Source organism: Paenirhizobium cremeum (assembly GCF_047553425.1).
GTDB classification, from domain to species: Bacteria; Pseudomonadota; Alphaproteobacteria; order Rhizobiales; family Rhizobiaceae; genus Allorhizobium; species Allorhizobium cremeum.
On record NZ_CP180219.1, the window covers coordinates 173,750 to 188,220 of the forward strand.

The 14,471-nt window shown below is 62.5% G+C and carries 17 protein-coding genes; 11 read left to right on the top strand and 6 right to left on the bottom strand.

What is annotated here, in order from left to right; translation table 11 throughout:
- Nucleotides 1-32: 32 nt before the first annotated feature.
- From ACLBKR_RS22270 to nifA, 11 genes are all read left to right on the top strand, one after another.
- The gene (locus tag ACLBKR_RS22270; RefSeq protein ID WP_112829768.1) at nucleotides 33-353 is read left to right on the top strand and encodes an iron-sulfur cluster assembly accessory protein; all 321 of its coding nucleotides are present in this window, start codon (nucleotides 33-35) and stop codon (nucleotides 351-353) included.
- A gap of 10 nt (nucleotides 354-363) precedes the next feature.
- A complete protein-coding gene (locus tag ACLBKR_RS22275) occupies nucleotides 364-762 on the top strand; it encodes a NifU family protein (protein ID WP_414902112.1) in 399 nt (132 codons plus the stop codon).
- Between the two features lie 12 nt (nucleotides 763-774).
- Nucleotides 775-1,965 (top strand): cysteine desulfurase NifS, encoded by a 1,191-nt coding sequence (gene nifS / locus ACLBKR_RS22280; protein WP_414902114.1) that lies wholly within the window; start codon nucleotides 775-777, stop codon nucleotides 1,963-1,965.
- Nucleotides 1,966-1,975: 10 nt separating this feature from the next.
- Nucleotides 1,976-3,148 (top strand): homocitrate synthase, encoded by a 1,173-nt coding sequence (gene nifV / locus ACLBKR_RS22285; RefSeq protein WP_113446852.1) that lies wholly within the window; start codon nucleotides 1,976-1,978, stop codon nucleotides 3,146-3,148.
- Nucleotides 3,149-3,228: 80 nt separating this feature from the next.
- Nucleotides 3,229-3,957, top strand: a complete 729-nt coding sequence (gene cysE / locus ACLBKR_RS22290; protein WP_414902235.1) for a serine O-acetyltransferase — start codon at nucleotides 3,229-3,231, stop codon at nucleotides 3,955-3,957.
- Nucleotides 3,950-4,333 carry a nitrogenase stabilizing/protective protein NifW gene (gene nifW, locus ACLBKR_RS22295; protein ID WP_112829764.1) on the top strand — a complete coding sequence of 128 codons (384 nt, stop codon included), beginning with the start codon at nucleotides 3,950-3,952 and terminating at the stop codon, nucleotides 4,331-4,333. Before cysE ends, nifW begins: the two co-directional genes overlap by 8 nt.
- 266 nt (nucleotides 4,334-4,599) lie before the next feature.
- Nucleotides 4,600-5,454, top strand: coding sequence for an electron transfer flavoprotein subunit beta/FixA family protein (locus ACLBKR_RS22300; protein ID WP_113486462.1), 855 nt, complete (start codon nucleotides 4,600-4,602; stop codon nucleotides 5,452-5,454).
- 13 nt (nucleotides 5,455-5,467) lie between these two features.
- A complete protein-coding gene (locus ACLBKR_RS22305; protein WP_112829763.1) occupies nucleotides 5,468-6,577 on the top strand; it encodes an electron transfer flavoprotein subunit alpha/FixB family protein in 1,110 nt (369 codons plus the stop codon).
- Between the two features lie 13 nt (nucleotides 6,578-6,590).
- Nucleotides 6,591-7,898: an FAD-dependent oxidoreductase gene (locus ACLBKR_RS22310; protein ID WP_113486410.1), complete on the top strand. Its 1,308-nt coding sequence runs from the start codon at nucleotides 6,591-6,593 to the stop codon at nucleotides 7,896-7,898.
- A gap of 42 nt (nucleotides 7,899-7,940) precedes the next feature.
- Entirely contained in the window at nucleotides 7,941-8,240 is a 300-nt protein-coding gene (locus tag ACLBKR_RS22315) for a ferredoxin family protein (protein ID WP_112829761.1), read from the top strand.
- A 150-nt stretch (nucleotides 8,241-8,390) separates the two neighbouring features.
- Entirely contained in the window at nucleotides 8,391-10,127 is a 1,737-nt protein-coding gene (gene nifA / locus ACLBKR_RS22320; RefSeq protein ID WP_113446850.1) for a nif-specific transcriptional activator NifA, read from the top strand.
- Here nifA and ACLBKR_RS22325 read toward each other — a convergent pair.
- The 6 genes from ACLBKR_RS22325 to nifB form a co-directional block, all read right to left on the bottom strand.
- Nucleotides 10,114-11,043 (bottom strand): SIR2 family NAD-dependent protein deacylase, encoded by a 930-nt coding sequence (locus ACLBKR_RS22325; RefSeq protein ID WP_113446849.1) that lies wholly within the window; start codon nucleotides 11,041-11,043, stop codon nucleotides 10,114-10,116. The genes nifA and ACLBKR_RS22325 overlap by 14 nt on opposite strands.
- 43 nt (nucleotides 11,044-11,086) lie before the next feature.
- A complete protein-coding gene (gene nifT / locus ACLBKR_RS22330) occupies nucleotides 11,087-11,299 on the bottom strand; it encodes a putative nitrogen fixation protein NifT (protein WP_112829758.1) in 213 nt (70 codons plus the stop codon).
- Nucleotides 11,296-11,607 carry a nitrogen fixation protein NifZ gene (locus tag ACLBKR_RS22335; RefSeq protein WP_112829757.1) on the bottom strand — a complete coding sequence of 104 codons (312 nt, stop codon included), beginning with the start codon at nucleotides 11,605-11,607 and terminating at the stop codon, nucleotides 11,296-11,298. Before ACLBKR_RS22335 ends, nifT begins: the two co-directional genes overlap by 4 nt.
- Before the next feature lie 6 nt (nucleotides 11,608-11,613).
- Nucleotides 11,614-12,399: a 4Fe4S-binding leucine-rich repeat protein gene (locus tag ACLBKR_RS22340; protein ID WP_113340046.1), complete on the bottom strand. Its 786-nt coding sequence runs from the start codon at nucleotides 12,397-12,399 to the stop codon at nucleotides 11,614-11,616.
- Between the two features lie 142 nt (nucleotides 12,400-12,541).
- Nucleotides 12,542-12,736 carry a 4Fe-4S dicluster domain-containing protein gene (locus ACLBKR_RS22345; RefSeq protein WP_112829755.1) on the bottom strand — a complete coding sequence of 65 codons (195 nt, stop codon included), beginning with the start codon at nucleotides 12,734-12,736 and terminating at the stop codon, nucleotides 12,542-12,544.
- Between the two features lie 42 nt (nucleotides 12,737-12,778).
- Complete coding sequence (nifB, locus tag ACLBKR_RS22350) at nucleotides 12,779-14,260, bottom strand: nitrogenase cofactor biosynthesis protein NifB (protein ID WP_113446848.1); 1,482 nt, start codon at nucleotides 14,258-14,260, stop codon at nucleotides 12,779-12,781.
- Nucleotides 14,261-14,471 lie beyond the last annotated feature (211 nt).

The window sequence follows — 14,471 nt, forward strand, 5'->3', positions numbered from 1 at the left end:
TGCGTCGTCCTGACGAAAAGGAGAAATGCACCATGATCACTCTCACCGAGAATGCCATTTCCGCCGTCAAGTCCGCATTGTCGAAGGCTTTGGAGCCCGCCGAAGGGCTCCGTATCATGGTCGAGGCCGGCGGTTGTGCCGGCTTCAAATACATGATGGGGTTGGAATCGACGGTTCGGGACGGCGACGCCGTCATCGATGCCGACGGCGTCAAGGTCTATGTCGATACCCGCTCCCAGCCCCATGTGGCGGGCATGACCGTCGATTTCGTCACCGGTCTCGAATCCTCCGGCTTCGTCTTCGACAACCCGAACGCCGCAGACAAATGTGCCTGTGGCAAATCCTTCGGCTGAGCGGGAGACGATGATGCACGAACAAGCCCGTACGGCGCGCATCACCCTGTTCGATGGGCTGGCCGGCCGATCGTCAAGGCCGACCGCAACGCCGCAGCCGATCGGTCCGCGGGGCCACGCACCGCCATCGCAACCCCTCGAGACTGCCGATCGCGACGCATTGGCTCTGCGCGCCGCGCTCCTTGCCAGCCGCAAACCCCTGATCGAGGCAGCTCTTGAAGCGATCCGCCCGAACCTGAAGCGCGACGGCGGCGATTGCCAGTTAGTCAGGTTGGACGGAGATGCGGTGTATATCCGCCTCTCCGGCGCCTGTGTCGGCTGCCAGCTCGCCGCCGTCACCGTCAACGGCGTTCGCCAGAAGCTGATCGAGGCGGTCGGCATGCCGCTTCGCGTCATTCCGGTCAATTGAGGGAGCCCGATCATGCAGCCCGTCTATCTGGACAATAACGCCACCAGCCGGACCGATCCGGCGGTTGTCGAGGCGATGTTGCCCTGCTTCACCGAATGCTTCGGCAACCCCTCCTCGGGCTATGCCTTCGGCTCGGCCGCGGCTGCCGCTGTCCGCAGCGCGCGCAAACGGGTGCAGGCCCTGGTGGGCGCGGCTCATGACCACGAGATCGTCTTCACCTCGGGCGGCACGGAGAGCGACAATACGGCCATCCTTTCGGCGCTCAATGTCATGGCCGGCCGCGACGAGGTGGTGGTCTCCGCCGTCGAGCATCCCGCGGTCCTTACGCTCTGCCGGCATCTGGAATCCGACCGTGGCGTAAAGGTCCGCATTATTCCGGTGGACGGTCGCGGGCGGTTGGATGTCGACGCTTTTCAGGCGGTGCTGTCGGCGCGCACGGCCATCGTGTCGCTCATGTGGGCCAACAATGAAACCGGCGTGATCTTTCCGGTCGCCGAACTGGCGGAAATGACGAGGACGGTCGGAGCCCTGTTTCACACGGATGCCGTCCAGGCCGTCGGCAGGCTTCCGGTCGACCTGAAGGAGACCGGGATAGACATGCTGTCGCTGTCTGCACACAAACTGCATGGGCCGAAGGGTGTCGGCGCGCTCTATGTCCGGCGCGGCACGCCCTTTGCTCCATCGATCCTTGGCGGTCGCCAGGAGCGCGCACGACGGGCCGGCACGGAAAACGTTCCGGGCATTGTCGGTCTCGGCAAGGCTGCGGAATGCGCCATGGACACCGTGAGCGCCGAAGGGCCACGGATCGCCAGGCTTCGCGATCGGCTCGAACAGGGGCTGCAACAACGCATCGACGGTACGCATGTGAACGGCGATACGACCGCGCGGTTGCCGAACACCTGCAATATCGCCTTCGAAGGCGTTGAGAGCGATGCCCTGGTGGCGCTGCTCGACCGCGCCGGCATAGCCTGCTCGTCCGGCTCAGCCTGTACTTCCGGCTCGACGGAACCCAGCCACGTATTGAAAGCGATGGCAGTACCGCCGCAATTCCTGCGCGGCGCCGTGCGGTTCTCGCTGTCTCGCGATACCGGCGAAGCCGACATCGCAAGAGTGCTCGCCGTCATGCCCGAGATCGTGGGGCGGCTGCGCAAGCCGATGCCCAGCCAGCCTTTCAACCAGCCTTCCGGTCTTGTCCATGCCTGAGGGAAATCCAATGCACACCGCCTCGAAGCCGGCAGTATTCCTAAACGACACGACCCTGCGCGATGGCGAGCAGGCGCCGGGCGTCGCATTCTCCCTTTCGGAGAAACTCGAGCTTGCCGAAGCGCTTGCGGCTGCCGGCGTTCCCGAGATCGAGGTCGGCACACCGGCCATGGGGGAAGATGAGGTGGCCGCGATCAGCGCCGTCGTCTCACTCAATCTGCCGATGCGGGTGATGGCTTGGTGTCGGATGACGGAACCGGATCTCGACGCGGCCCTTCGCAGCGGGGTTGCGGCGGTCAATCTGTCGCTGCCCGCCTCGGATCTACAGCTTTCCGCAAAGCTCGGCATCGACCGCGACGAAGCCCTGAGGATCATTGAGGCAATGGTCCGGAAGGCTTCGAAGGCCGGCCTATTCGTGGCGGTCGGCTGCGAGGATGCATCGCGCGCAGATCCGGAACACCTGGAACGGGTGATAACGATTGCCGCTTCCGCCGGCGCCGACCGGGTGAGGCTTGCCGACACCGTCGGCATTCTCGATCCCTTTTCGACCGTCGCGCTGATCGAGCCGCTGGCACGGCGCGCACCTGTGCCGCTCGAATTTCATGCCCACAACGATTTCGGCCTCGCGACGGCGAACTCGGTTGCCGCCTTCAGGGCCGGCGCCCGACACCTTTCCGTCACCGTGTCAGGACTTGGCGAACGGGCGGGCAATGCCCCGCTGGAAGAAGTGGCAGCCGTACTGCAACTGATGTACGGTATTTCGACAGGGCTCGATCTTACCGCCTTTCCAGGCCTTGCCGCCCTCGTCGCCCGTTGTGCGCGGCAGGCTTTGTCTCCGGCCAAACCGATCACCGGGGCCAATGTCTTCACGCATGAGTCAGGCATTCACGTCGCCGGCCTGCTGAGCGATCGCCAGACCTACCAGGGACTCGATCCGGCGGAGTTCGGGCGAAATCACCGTATCGCCATCGGCAAGCATTCGGGCGCGGCCGCACTCGCCCATGTCCTCGGCCAGAATGGCAGGGCGGGAGACCGGGAAATGCTCGCGGGACTTCTTGCGGATGTCAGACGGCTTGCCGTCGAGATGAAGGCGACGATACCGCCCGACGACCTCGTCCGCCTTTTCGATCGCATGCGGACCTCCGAAAACGTGAAGGAGCGGACATGTCGTTCGTCATGCTGACAAGCAGCGTCAAGGCGCGCGATAGCAGATCACGCGACAGGCAGGACCCCGAGCCCCCGAGCCGGAAGGGCGCGTTTGCGATGATCCGCGACGATATTGCCTGTGTGCGGGCGCGCGATCCGGCGGCCCGCTTCGCCCTCGAGGTGTTGCTGACCTATCCGGGCGTGCATGCGATCATCTGGCATCGCATGTCGCACCGGCTGTGGGAAAGGCGACTGCGCTTTCCGGCGCGCTTCCTTTCGTGGTTCTCGCGGCTTCTCACCAATATCGACATTCATCCCGGAGCGACGATTGGCGAGCGCTTTTTCATCGATCACGGCGCCGGCGTGGTGATCGGCGAGACGGCCGAAATCGGCGACGACGTCACGCTCTATCACGGCGTAACCCTCGGAGGCACGTCCTGGTCTCCCGGCAAGCGGCATCCGACACTCGGATCGGGCGTACTGGTCGGCGCCGGCGCCAAGATCCTCGGCCCGATCACCGTCGGCGCCGGTTGCCGGATCGGCGCCAACTCCGTCGTGATCGAGGATGTCGCTCCTGACATGACGGTGATCGGGATTCCCGGCCGAGTGGTGAAGCCGGCGAAAGACCGCCGGCGCGTAGGCAACGGCCGCATCGACCTCGAGCATCACCTGATGCCCGATCCCGTCGGCGAAGCGATCGCGGCCCTCGTCGACCGCATCGACTTCCTTGAAGTGCGTCTCGCTCACCTGCAGGCCCAGTTCAACCGCCGGCAACCGGAAAACGCCGAAGTTCCGGCCGCATTCATCGCCAACCCTTTGCAACCCCAGGGAGCCCATCATGAGTGACTGCTCGTCCAATTCCCGCCCGATCGAGGTCGACAACATTCTCGAGCGCCTGCGCGGCCTGTCCTCGGCGGAGGATTTCTTCCACGCGCTCGGCATTCTCTATGACGAGAGGGTGCTGAACGTCGCGCGCCTGCATATCCTCAAACGCATGGGACAATATCTCGCGGAAGAGGATTTCGAAGGTCTTCCCGACCGGGTGATCGCCGCCCGGGCCCGCTCGACTCTGGAGCGCGCCTATTCCGACTTCGAGGCAACCTCGCCGCTCTCCCAGCGGCTGTTCAAGGTGCTGAAGGATCACGATCCGGACAAGCCGGCCGAAAGGCGCGGCGCCTTCGTCTCGCTCGATGCCGCGCTCAAGCCCTTTGCCGAACAGTAAGCACCTGCCACTTGACCCCCGACTCGGCCGGACCGCCCTCGCGGCCGGCCTTTTTTTGTGGATCGCCCGACAGGCTATGTCGCACCATATCCTTGCCGCGGACCCGACGCGACATTGTCGAGAACGCGACAAAACACTCCGACCTACCGGAACGTCAGAAAATATCGTCTTTCTTTTCAAATATTTACGGTCTTCTTCCAAGGCTGGCACGGTTTATGCTGATGAAACGTCAGAGCTTTCAAGCAATCATGATGGAGGTGCGCGGCATGCATATCGTCGTCTGTATCAAGCAAGTGCCGGATTCGGCGCAGATCCGCGTCCATCCCGTGACGAATACCATCATGCGACAGGGCGTTCCGACCATCATCAACCCTTTCGACCTCTTCTCGCTGGAGGAAGCGCTGAGGATGCGTGACGCCCATGGCGGAGAGGTCACGGTGCTGACCATGGGACCGCCGATGGCCTCGGACTCGCTGCGCAAAGCCCTGACCTTCGGCGCCGATCGCGGCGTACTGCTGACGGACCGCTTCTTCGCCGGCTCCGATACACTTGCCACCTCATTCGCCCTCTCCGCGGCAATCCAGAAGATCGGCCAGGTTTACGGCAAGCCGGACGTGATCTTCGCCGGCAAGCAGACCATCGACGGGGACACCGCCCAGGTCGGTCCCGGCATCGCCAAACGCCTCGATCTCCTGCAGCTGACCTACGTGGCGAAGATCGCATCTGTCGATCCGGCCGCGCGCGAAATCACCGTCGAGCGACGCGCGGAGGGCGGCACACAGATGCTCCAGACGAAATTGCCCTGTCTCGTTACCATGCTGGAAGGCTCGAACGAGATCCGTCGGGGCACGCTGAACGATGCGCTGCGCGCCGCCCGCGCAGAGATCATCACCTGGAGCGCAGCCGATGCGGGCATCGAGGACCTGACAAAATGCGGCCTGCGCGGATCTCCGACCGTGGTGAAAAGGGTTTTCGCGCCGACGGCCCGCCAGGAGAAGGCAAAGATCCTCGGGGAGCCGGGCGACAGCACGCGCGATCTCGCCGATGGACTGATCAGCGAGATCTTCACGCGCAAACCCGCCCTTGAAACGGCCCTCGCCGTCGAAAACTGCGCCGCCTAGGAAGGATGAGGACATGACCGAAGAGGCAAAAAAACCAGCAGCGCCGGCCGCCGGCCGGGCGGGCATGAAGAAGGAATTGCCCGAGCACTTCAAATCCTACAAGCATGTCTGGGTGGCGATCGAGCTGGAACGAGGACAGGTGCACCCGGTCTCCTATGAACTGCTCGGCTGCGGCCGCACGCTCGCGGACAAGCTCGGGGTTCAACTGGCGGGTGCCGTGATCGGCCCGCCGGGGGAGGCGACATGGCATGCAGTGGCGGAAGCATTCGCCTACGGCGCCGACATGGTCTACCTGGTTGAGGACCCGATCCTGAAGGATTACCGCAACGAGCCCTATTCGAAGGCACTGACCGACCTCGTCAACACCTACCAGCCGGAGATCCTGCTGCTTGGGGCAACCACGCTCGGCCGCGACCTCGCCGGTTCCGTGGCAACCACCCTCAGGACCGGCCTCACTGCCGACTGCACCGAACTCGACGTCGACGACGACAAGTCGCTCGCTGCCACCCGGCCGACTTTCGGCGGCTCGCTGCTCTGCACGATCTACACGCTGAACTACAGGCCCCAGATGGCGACCGTCCGGCCCCGCGTCATGCCGATGCCGGAGCGGCAGGAAAGGCCGGTCGGCCGCGTCATCCAGCACAAGCTGTCGATGACGGAGGAGGATATCGTCACCAAGGTGCTGAGCTTCATTCCTGACGGCCAGTCCTCCAAGGTCAACCTCGCCTATGCCGATATCGTCGTGGCGGGTGGCCTTGGCCTCGGCGCCGCCGAGAACTTCCAGTTGATCCGCAATCTCGCCTCTACGCTTGGCGCAGAATACGGCTGTTCGCGGCCGGTCGTGCAGAAGGGCTGGATGCCGTCCGAACGCCAGATAGGCCAGACCGGCAAGACGATCCGCCCGAAGCTCTACATCGCCGCCGGCATTTCTGGCGCCATCCAGCATCGTGTCGGCGTCGAGGGCGCCGACCTGATCGTCGCGATCAACACCGATCCCAACGCGCCGATCTTCGATTTCGCCCATGTCGGCCTCGTCACGGACGCCGTGCGCTTCCTGCCAGCGCTCACCGAGGCCTTCGTCCGGCGCCTCTCGCCCCATAACCGCGACAAGCTCGCAAGCTGACGGAGATGCGACCATGATCGAGGAAAAATTCGATGCCATCGTCATCGGAGCCGGCATGTCCGGCAATGCCGCCGCCTATACGCTGGCAAGCCGCGGGTTGAAGGTGCTGCAGCTTGAACGGGGCGAATATGCCGGTTCGAAGAATGTCCAGGGCGCCATCATGTATGCCAGCATGCTGGAGAAGATTATCCCGGATTTCCGCGAGGATGCGCCGCTCGAACGGCATCTGGTCGAACAGCGCTTCTGGATGATGGACGACACCTCCCATACCGGCATGCATTACCGCTCCTCCGACTTCAACGAGGAAAAGCCGAACCGTTATACGATCATCCGCGCCCAGTTCGACAAATGGTTTTCGAGCAAGGTCAAGGAAGCGGGCGCGACAGTGCTTTGCGAAACGACGGTGACCGAGCTTGCCCGCGATACCACCGGCAAGGTGATCGGCGTCCATACCGACCGCCGCGGCGGCGCGATTTTCGCGGACGTGGTGGTGCTTGCTGAAGGCGTAAACGGCCTGCTCGGAACCCGCGCCGGCCTGCGCGACATGCCGAAGCCGGAGACGGTGGCGCTCGCAGTCAAGGAAATGCACTTCCTGCCGGAGGAAGTCATCTGTCAGCGCTTCGGCCTCACCGGTAACGAGGGTTGCGTGATCGAGGCCGCCGGCACCTTTTCGCAGGGCATGACGGGCCTGGCCTTTCTCTACACCAACAAGGAATCGATCTCGCTCGGCGTCGGCTGCCTGGTGTCCGACTATGCCAAAACCATGGAAAGCCCCTATGCGCTGCTGGAGGAATTCAAGAACCATCCCTCGGTCAGGCCGCTGCTCGCCGGCTCCGAGGTTAAGGAATATGCCGCGCATCTGATCCCCGAGGGCGGATACAAGGCGATCCCGCAGCTCTTCGGCGACGGTTGGGTCGTGGTCGGTGATGCCGCACAGCTCAATAACGCCGTCCACCGCGAGGGCTCCAACCTTGCCATGACCTCCGGCCGGATCGCCGCGGAGACGATCTTCCAGATCAAGAGTCGCAAAGATCCGATGACCGCCGAAAACCTCGCGCTCTACAGGAAGATGCTGGAGGAATCCTTCGTCATGAAGGACCTGAAAAAGCACAAGGACATGCCCGCCCTGCTGCACACCAATTCGCAGAATTTCTTCATGACCTATCCGCAGCTCATCTCGGCGGCGGCACAGAGTTTCGTCAGGGTCGACGGCACGCCGAAGATAGACAAGGAAAAGGCGACGGTCGCCCAGTTCGTGAAGAACCGCAGCCGCTGGGGCATGGTATCCGATGCCGTCAGACTCGCCTTCGCCTGGCGCTGATGCAGGCTCCAAAACCCAACCTATAGAACGAGGAGTTCCGAAATGACCATTGCCGTCAAGGATGTCCGGGTCGAGGACAAGCTTTTCCAGAACCGCTACCTCGTGGATGTCGGCCGTCCGCACATCACGGTGCGACCGCACGAAACGCCGAGCCCCAATCTTCTCGCGCTGACAAGGATCTGCCCTGCGAAATGCTACGAGCAGAACGACAAGGGCCAGGTGGAGATTACCGCTGACGGCTGCATGGAATGCGGCACCTGCCGAGTGCTTTGCGAACCGTCCGGCGAGATCGAATGGAACTATCCGAGAGGCGGCTACGGCGTGCTCTTCAAGTTCGGATGACTTCCGTAGGTTTTGCTGAAACGGGCTCCGGCCTGAATCGAATTGACAACCGATGGTATAGGCGTACTCTGCTTTGTCATATAACAAAATTCGGTTTGGGGAGGTTGCCCTTGGAACGGTCCAGTATGGGATAGTCCAAGAGGTCTTCGGATGAACCGTTACGTCGAGCATGTCAGTCCACCGGGCAGGGAAAAGGCTCTTTCCGACGACGCCGTCAAGTCGAGCCGGCGTGCGACTGTTTCCCTGAGTGGCATTTACGAGATCTCCAAGGTGCTTGCGGAACCGGCACGTCTCGAGATCACGCTCGCCAATGTCGTGAACATTCTCTCTTCTTTCCTGCAGATGCGCCAGGGCGCGCTGATCGTGCTTGATGACGACGGCCTGCCGGAGATCGTCGCCACTGCCGGCTATTGCCACAAGCCCGGCGAAGACCATTTCATGCCGATCCCGCAAACGGTTATCGATCAGATCGTGGCGACGGCGACGCCGCTGGTCATTCCCGATACAGGCCGCTCGCAGCTCTTTCCCGGAAGTGAGCCGGGTGTCTGTTTCATCGGCATCCCGGTCAAGGCCAACCACACGGTGCTCGGTACGCTGTCGATCGACAGGACCCGTAAGGAAGGCGCCGATTTCACACTCGATGACGACATGCGTTTCCTGACCATGGTCGCCAACCTTGCCGGCCAGACCATCCGTCTCCACCGCATTTTGAGCGAGGACCGACAACGCCTGATCGATGAAAAGCGGCGGCTGGAAAAATCCTTCGACGGCAATGCCGAGGCACGTCCCCGCCGGGCAGCCGGCAAGACCGGTCGCATCGTCGGCGAAAGCCCCTCAGTGAAGAACGTTCTCGACATCATCAACATCGTCGCCAAAACCAATTCAACAGTGCTGCTGCGTGGGGAAAGCGGCACGGGCAAGGAGTTGTTCGCCCAGACCATTCACGAACTTTCGCCTCGCCACGACAAGCCTTTCGTCAAACTCAACTGTGCCGCCCTTCCTGAAACCGTGCTCGAATCCGAACTTTTCGGGCATGAAAAAGGCGCTTTCACCGGCGCAACGAACCAGCGTGCCGGCCGTTTTGAGCTGGCCCATGGCGGCACGCTGCTGCTGGACGAGATCGGTGAGATTTCTCCCGCCTTCCAGGCCAAGCTGCTGCGGGTTCTGCAGGAGGGGGAATTCGAGCGTGTCGGCGGCAACAAGACGCTGAAAGTGGACGTACGGCTGATCTGTGCGACAAACCGGGATCTGGAGGACGCCGTGCGCAAGGGGGAATTCCGCGCCGACCTCTACTACCGGATCAGTGTCGTGCCGGTTGCACTGCCGCCTCTTCGGGAACGGCCGGGCGACATTCCGCGGCTGGCCGAGGCGTTCCTGGAACGCTTCAACCGCCAGAACAGCCGGCGCCTGAGTTTCAGCCGGAGCTCGCTCGATCTGATTTCCCGCTGTTATTTTCCCGGCAATGTCCGCGAACTGGAAAACTGCGTGCAGCGCACCGCGACGCTCACCCGTTCGGAGGTCATCGGCCCAAACGACTTCGCCTGCAGCAGCGGGCAGTGTCTGTCCGCCCTTCTGTGGAAGGGCAACGGCAAGGTCCAGCACAACGATATCGACATGCTCGCCAGTGGCCATATTTTGCCGGCCGGCGTTCCGGCACCGTCCTCGAAGTCACGGGAAACGGCCATCATGCCTGGCGGAAACCCATGCAATCCGGCCGATCCCGCCTGTCCCGCCAATGGCAGCCGCCTCACCGAACGCGAACGTCTGGTCGAAGCGATGGAGCGTTCCGGATGGGTGCAGGCGAAGGCCGCCCGCATTCTCGGCCTTACCCCGCGCCAGGTAGGTTACGCCCTGCGGCGCCACGACATACCGGTCAAGAAGTTTTGACCGGTACTCCGGGCGCCAACCCGGGTGCATCGTCTTCTCCTGCAAGTACCGCAGCCGCATCGGAGAGTGGCATGTCGATCAGGGTGATACCGTTTTCGGCAAGGAAGCGACGTTCGTTTTTGCTCAGGGCCACCCCGTCCATGACCGCATAATACGGCCCCTTCGAACGCTTGATGATCTGCCGGGCGTAGGTGCGCAACATCTGGTCGTGGAACCGGCAGCCGAGAAACACGAAACCAAGGTTCCCGCGCCTCTCCTTGACGCTGTCGGGGATCGGTGTCTGGATGTCGATCTCGGTCAGAACCTCGACGTAGTCGGAATCGGCCACCAGAAAATTGCCGGCCGGGCGTGCGCTGCCGTGAGGCTCATAGAGGACTGTATCGGCCTGCGGGACGGAAGCGTCCCCGGCAGGTGTATCGTCTGCGCGATAGACCCGGCTCCATATGTCGCGAACCTCCCCGGCCCGGGTTATTCCCTGGACGCTGATGAAGTCCTGCCGGCCGCTTTCCTTCAGCGCCGCACGCATGGCTCCGTCATACCAGCTGTCGACGATGAGCGGCAGTGAGAGGGTCGCCAGCCAGCGATGCAGCGCCAACGGCCTCGGCTCGGCAGCGAAGATTTCGGCCATCCACGCCTTGAGCGTATTCCTGTGACGTCGTTGTTCGATATACTGGGCTACTCCCCACATATTCGTGCGGATGCGCGACGGTGCCGGCGCTTTGGTGTTGAGAGCCGCCGCAACGGCCTCGGGTGAAGCGGGCACGGATGCCTCGCTGGCTGCAAGCGCAACGAGGCCCGGCCCGAGATAGGGAGCGATCGCACCCTTCTCCAATCCGGCCCTGACATCGAGAAGGGTGCTTCTTGCCTCGTCGCCGCTGACGCAGAACAGGAAATCCTTGTGTAGTATCGCGTTCATGGCCTCATTCCTTCCGGTCCCGGTGGGTCGTTCGTCGGTTGTCCTATTCGTCGTCTGCGAGCTTGCGGGCCTCGACGGTGATCGGCAGTCGCGTATCCGCCGGCATCGCCGGCAGATCGAGGCGCCAGCCGTTCTTGAGCGTGACCACGCCGCCCCAGAGTTCCTGTGTTTCGGAACCGACGATCGGCTCCTCGAGATCCTTCTTCGGCACATAGGCGGAAAAACCGCGCTCGGACTTGCGGATCATGACCTTCATCGTTCGCTTCCCTGCGTATCGGCGGCATCTGCCGCGTCGGGCCGGTCGAGACTGGCGAGTTCCCGCGCCCGCATGCCGACCAGCGTGCCCCGGCCGACCCATTCGACCGAGTAGATGTAGAACTGCTGCAGGAAGGTGCCGATGTCGCGCACATAGCCGACATCCCCCTTGCGTACGAGGTTTTCCCCTATTTCCTTGCCGGGATAGGTGCCGTCGTTCCTGACATGCCGTGTCGCCCTAACATGCTCGCCGGGCCGAAAGACCGGCGGTTTGCGGATTTCGACTTCCTGTTCTCGTCCAAGCCCCATGCCGGGTTACTCCTTGTGTTCCAGTGTCGCCCTGTCTCGCGCCAGTTCCCGAACCGCCTCGTCGCCATCGTTCAGAAACGGACCGAGTTCATCGAGGGCAATGCGTTCGACGATCACATAGCGCACGCGAAAATCCGGATCGCCGGCTAGAAGATGCAGCCGCGCCGGCTCCAGCCTGCGGGCGACCTCGATCCGCACCAGCGGCTCCGGATCGGCGATCATTGCCGGCAGATGGGTGAGCGGAACCCGCCGTGCCGCCTCGCGCCGGATATCCGGTTCGGGATCGTCAAGCAGCCCGACCAGCAATGCTTCGGTGGCGGATCGCGCCGCAGTCAACCTCACCTGGTAGTCGGGATCGCGCAGCAGGGGCAGCAGATCCTCTCCGGCAAGCTTGCGGGCAAGGGCGATCCTTACCCGGCGATCGGGATCGGACCGCAGTGCAAGTACACGCGCCGCCGGCAGTCGGCTCAGCGCCATGGCCCGCACATCCGGCTCGACATCGAACAAAAGCGGCAGCAATCTGAACGGCGTTGCGTAACGGGCGGCGATGCTGCGCACCTCGAAGAACGGATGATCGAGATAGTTGTCGGCAAGCGCCGGATTGAGCGAAAAAAACCGGTCGATCCGGCGCGCGCGCAGGTCGCGAACACAGGCCCGTCCGAGATCGCAAAGACCCGAGACACGATTTTCCTCGTGCGGACAGTCCGCGCAGGAAACGGGATTGCCAAGCCAATCGACAGCCGGCGGCATTTCATCGTCCCTATGCCTCGAGCCTCTGCTGTCTGCGCTCATGCCATCTCCTCACATCCGCCGTCGCTTTGCATCGACGTCACCGGGGATGCCGGTAGTCAGCCGGCCGAAAGACGAGCCCGGCTACCCCCACAAGGATTCAAGGTCCGAGAGCGGCAGCCGGGTGTTTCCCGCCTGGATGGAATCAGGCGGGAACGCAAGTTTTCGGCACCGGACAGACAGCCGCACATTGCTGCGTATCGAAGTAACCCTCGCATTCGGTGCATTTGTTCGGATCGATGACATAGGTCTCCCCCTTGAATTTGATCGCCCCGGTCGGGCATTCGAACTCACAGGCGGAACACTGGGTGCATTGCGAAGCGATAATCTTGAAAGCCATTTTCCATCTCCTTTCGGCAGCTTCAGTCAGAGAACCGGTGCATCAGGCACTCTCGGCCAGCAACTCCAGCCCGAATTCCGCGGCATAGAGCGCTCCGATCGCGGCCTCGATGTAGTCAAATCCATAGGCATCCGTGGCGCGGATTCCCGCGGCAGCAAGGCTGTCGCTCGGGCAGTCGCCGATCTTGGCGCAAAGCACCACATCGATGCCCTCGAGCGCCTCAATCACCCCGTCCAGGGTTGCATCCTCTCCGAAACCGCCCATGCAATACTGCTCGACCTTGCGATGGCCGACGAAGACGATGCCTTTGGGCGATGCTTCATAGACCTGGAATTCCCGGGCGTGGCCGAAATGCTCGTTGATACGTCCGCCGCCCTTTGTGGCGACGGCAACCAGCAGCGAGCCGGCGGCCTCGGTTTCCTTCACGGTATTGACGGCGGCCTGTTTTGCCGCGGCGTGGTCTCCCCGTTCCCGCGCCACCACTTCGCGATAGGTCTCGCGCCCAGCGGGATCATAGGCCACTTCGTCGGGGATCTGATCGAGGGTGAACTCCTGGCCGCGGTCCTCGCCCAGAAGCCCGACCGCATCGGCACGACACTGGCGGCAGTGGCGCATAAGCTTGGCTCCGCCCTCCAGCTTGTCCTGCAGGGCTTTCAGTTCCATCGCCTTCGGGCCACGCTGGCCGGTGAGCCCGAAATGGGTGCCGTGCGCGGGGTCCGAGATCAGCGGCATGACGTTGTGCAGGAAGGCGCCGCGTTCCTTTACCCATTTGTTCACTTCCAGCAGGTGCTCGTCGTTGACGCCGGGAATCATTACCGAATTGATCTTGGTGAGAATGCCGCGGGCGGTCAGCATTTCGAGCCCGAGCATCTGCCTCTCATGCAGGATCCGGGAAGCCTCGAGGCCGGTGTAACGGCGGTTCCGGTAGAAGATCCAAGGATAGATCTTCGTGCCGATCTCGGGATCGACCATGTTGATGGTAATCGTCACGTGATCGACATTCATCTCGACGAGTTCATCGACGTGATCCGGCAGGGCAAGACCGTTCGTCGAGATGCAGAGCTTGATATCGGGAATGTCGCGCGACACCTCCTCGAAAGTCGCCTTGGTCTTGCGCCAGTCGTAGCAGGCGTCGCCCGGGCCTGCGATGCCGAGGACGGAAAGCTGCGGCACCTCGTTTGCCACCGCGATCACCTTGCGGCGGGCTTGGTCCGGAGTGAGTTTCTCGGAGACGACGCCGGGTCGGCTCTCGTTGGCACAATCGTATTTGCGATTGCAATAGTTGCATTGGATGTTGCAGGCGGGCGCAACGGCGACATGCATGCGGGCGAAATAGTGATGCGCCTCTTCCGAATAACAGGGATGATCCTTGATCTTTTCCCAGATAGCGGTGTCCATGTCCTCCGGTTTGGCGGAAGAGCCGCAGGAAGACGACGAGCAGCCGCCGGATGTCGCCTTGGCCAGCATGGCATCCATGGATGAGGCGGGAGCGAGACTATCGAGCGAGATCATCGGGGCTGACATCGGCATCTCCTTTCACGTGGTTGAACCATGCCGAAAGGAGCAGCAATCACCGTGCCATTTCAATTTACCAAATGATTTCAATTCACAGCATCAGAACTGCCAGAACAATTGTCGGATGCCGCAACCGATTTGTCGGGGACGCGACACGGATGTCGGACCGACAAGAGACCCTATCCGGAGAAAGCCGGGCGATGAGTCTCCTGCCTTATGG

What these genes read in the sequence shown, in the direction of transcription:
- nifS (WP_414902114.1), top strand. Translation starts at nt 775, where the DNA reads ATGCAGCCCGTCTATCTGGACAATAACGCCACCAGCCGGACCGATCCG.
- ACLBKR_RS22270 (WP_112829768.1), top strand. Translation starts at nt 33, where the DNA reads ATGATCACTCTCACCGAGAATGCCATTTCCGCCGTCAAGTCCGCATTG.
- nifA (WP_113446850.1), top strand. Translation starts at nt 8,391, where the DNA reads ATGAACCGTTACGTCGAGCATGTCAGTCCACCGGGCAGGGAAAAGGCT.
- ACLBKR_RS22305 (WP_112829763.1), top strand. Translation starts at nt 5,468, where the DNA reads ATGACCGAAGAGGCAAAAAAACCAGCAGCGCCGGCCGCCGGCCGGGCG.
- nifB (WP_113446848.1), bottom strand. Translation starts at nt 14,260, where the DNA reads ATGTCAGCCCCGATGATCTCGCTCGATAGTCTCGCTCCCGCCTCATCC.
- ACLBKR_RS22315 (WP_112829761.1), top strand. Translation starts at nt 7,941, where the DNA reads ATGACCATTGCCGTCAAGGATGTCCGGGTCGAGGACAAGCTTTTCCAG.
- nifV (WP_113446852.1), top strand. Translation starts at nt 1,976, where the DNA reads ATGCACACCGCCTCGAAGCCGGCAGTATTCCTAAACGACACGACCCTG.
- ACLBKR_RS22310 (WP_113486410.1), top strand. Translation starts at nt 6,591, where the DNA reads ATGATCGAGGAAAAATTCGATGCCATCGTCATCGGAGCCGGCATGTCC.
- nifT (WP_112829758.1), bottom strand. Translation starts at nt 11,299, where the DNA reads ATGAAGGTCATGATCCGCAAGTCCGAGCGCGGTTTTTCCGCCTATGTG.
- ACLBKR_RS22345 (WP_112829755.1), bottom strand. Translation starts at nt 12,736, where the DNA reads ATGGCTTTCAAGATTATCGCTTCGCAATGCACCCAGTGTTCCGCCTGT.
- ACLBKR_RS22325 (WP_113446849.1), bottom strand. Translation starts at nt 11,043, where the DNA reads ATGAACGCGATACTACACAAGGATTTCCTGTTCTGCGTCAGCGGCGAC.
- ACLBKR_RS22275 (WP_414902112.1), top strand. Translation starts at nt 364, where the DNA reads ATGATGCACGAACAAGCCCGTACGGCGCGCATCACCCTGTTCGATGGG.
- ACLBKR_RS22340 (WP_113340046.1), bottom strand. Translation starts at nt 12,399, where the DNA reads ATGAGCGCAGACAGCAGAGGCTCGAGGCATAGGGACGATGAAATGCCG.
- ACLBKR_RS22335 (WP_112829757.1), bottom strand. Translation starts at nt 11,607, where the DNA reads ATGGGGCTTGGACGAGAACAGGAAGTCGAAATCCGCAAACCGCCGGTC.
- ACLBKR_RS22300 (WP_113486462.1), top strand. Translation starts at nt 4,600, where the DNA reads ATGCATATCGTCGTCTGTATCAAGCAAGTGCCGGATTCGGCGCAGATC.
- cysE (WP_414902235.1), top strand. Translation starts at nt 3,229, where the DNA reads ATGATCCGCGACGATATTGCCTGTGTGCGGGCGCGCGATCCGGCGGCC.
- nifW (WP_112829764.1), top strand. Translation starts at nt 3,950, where the DNA reads ATGAGTGACTGCTCGTCCAATTCCCGCCCGATCGAGGTCGACAACATT.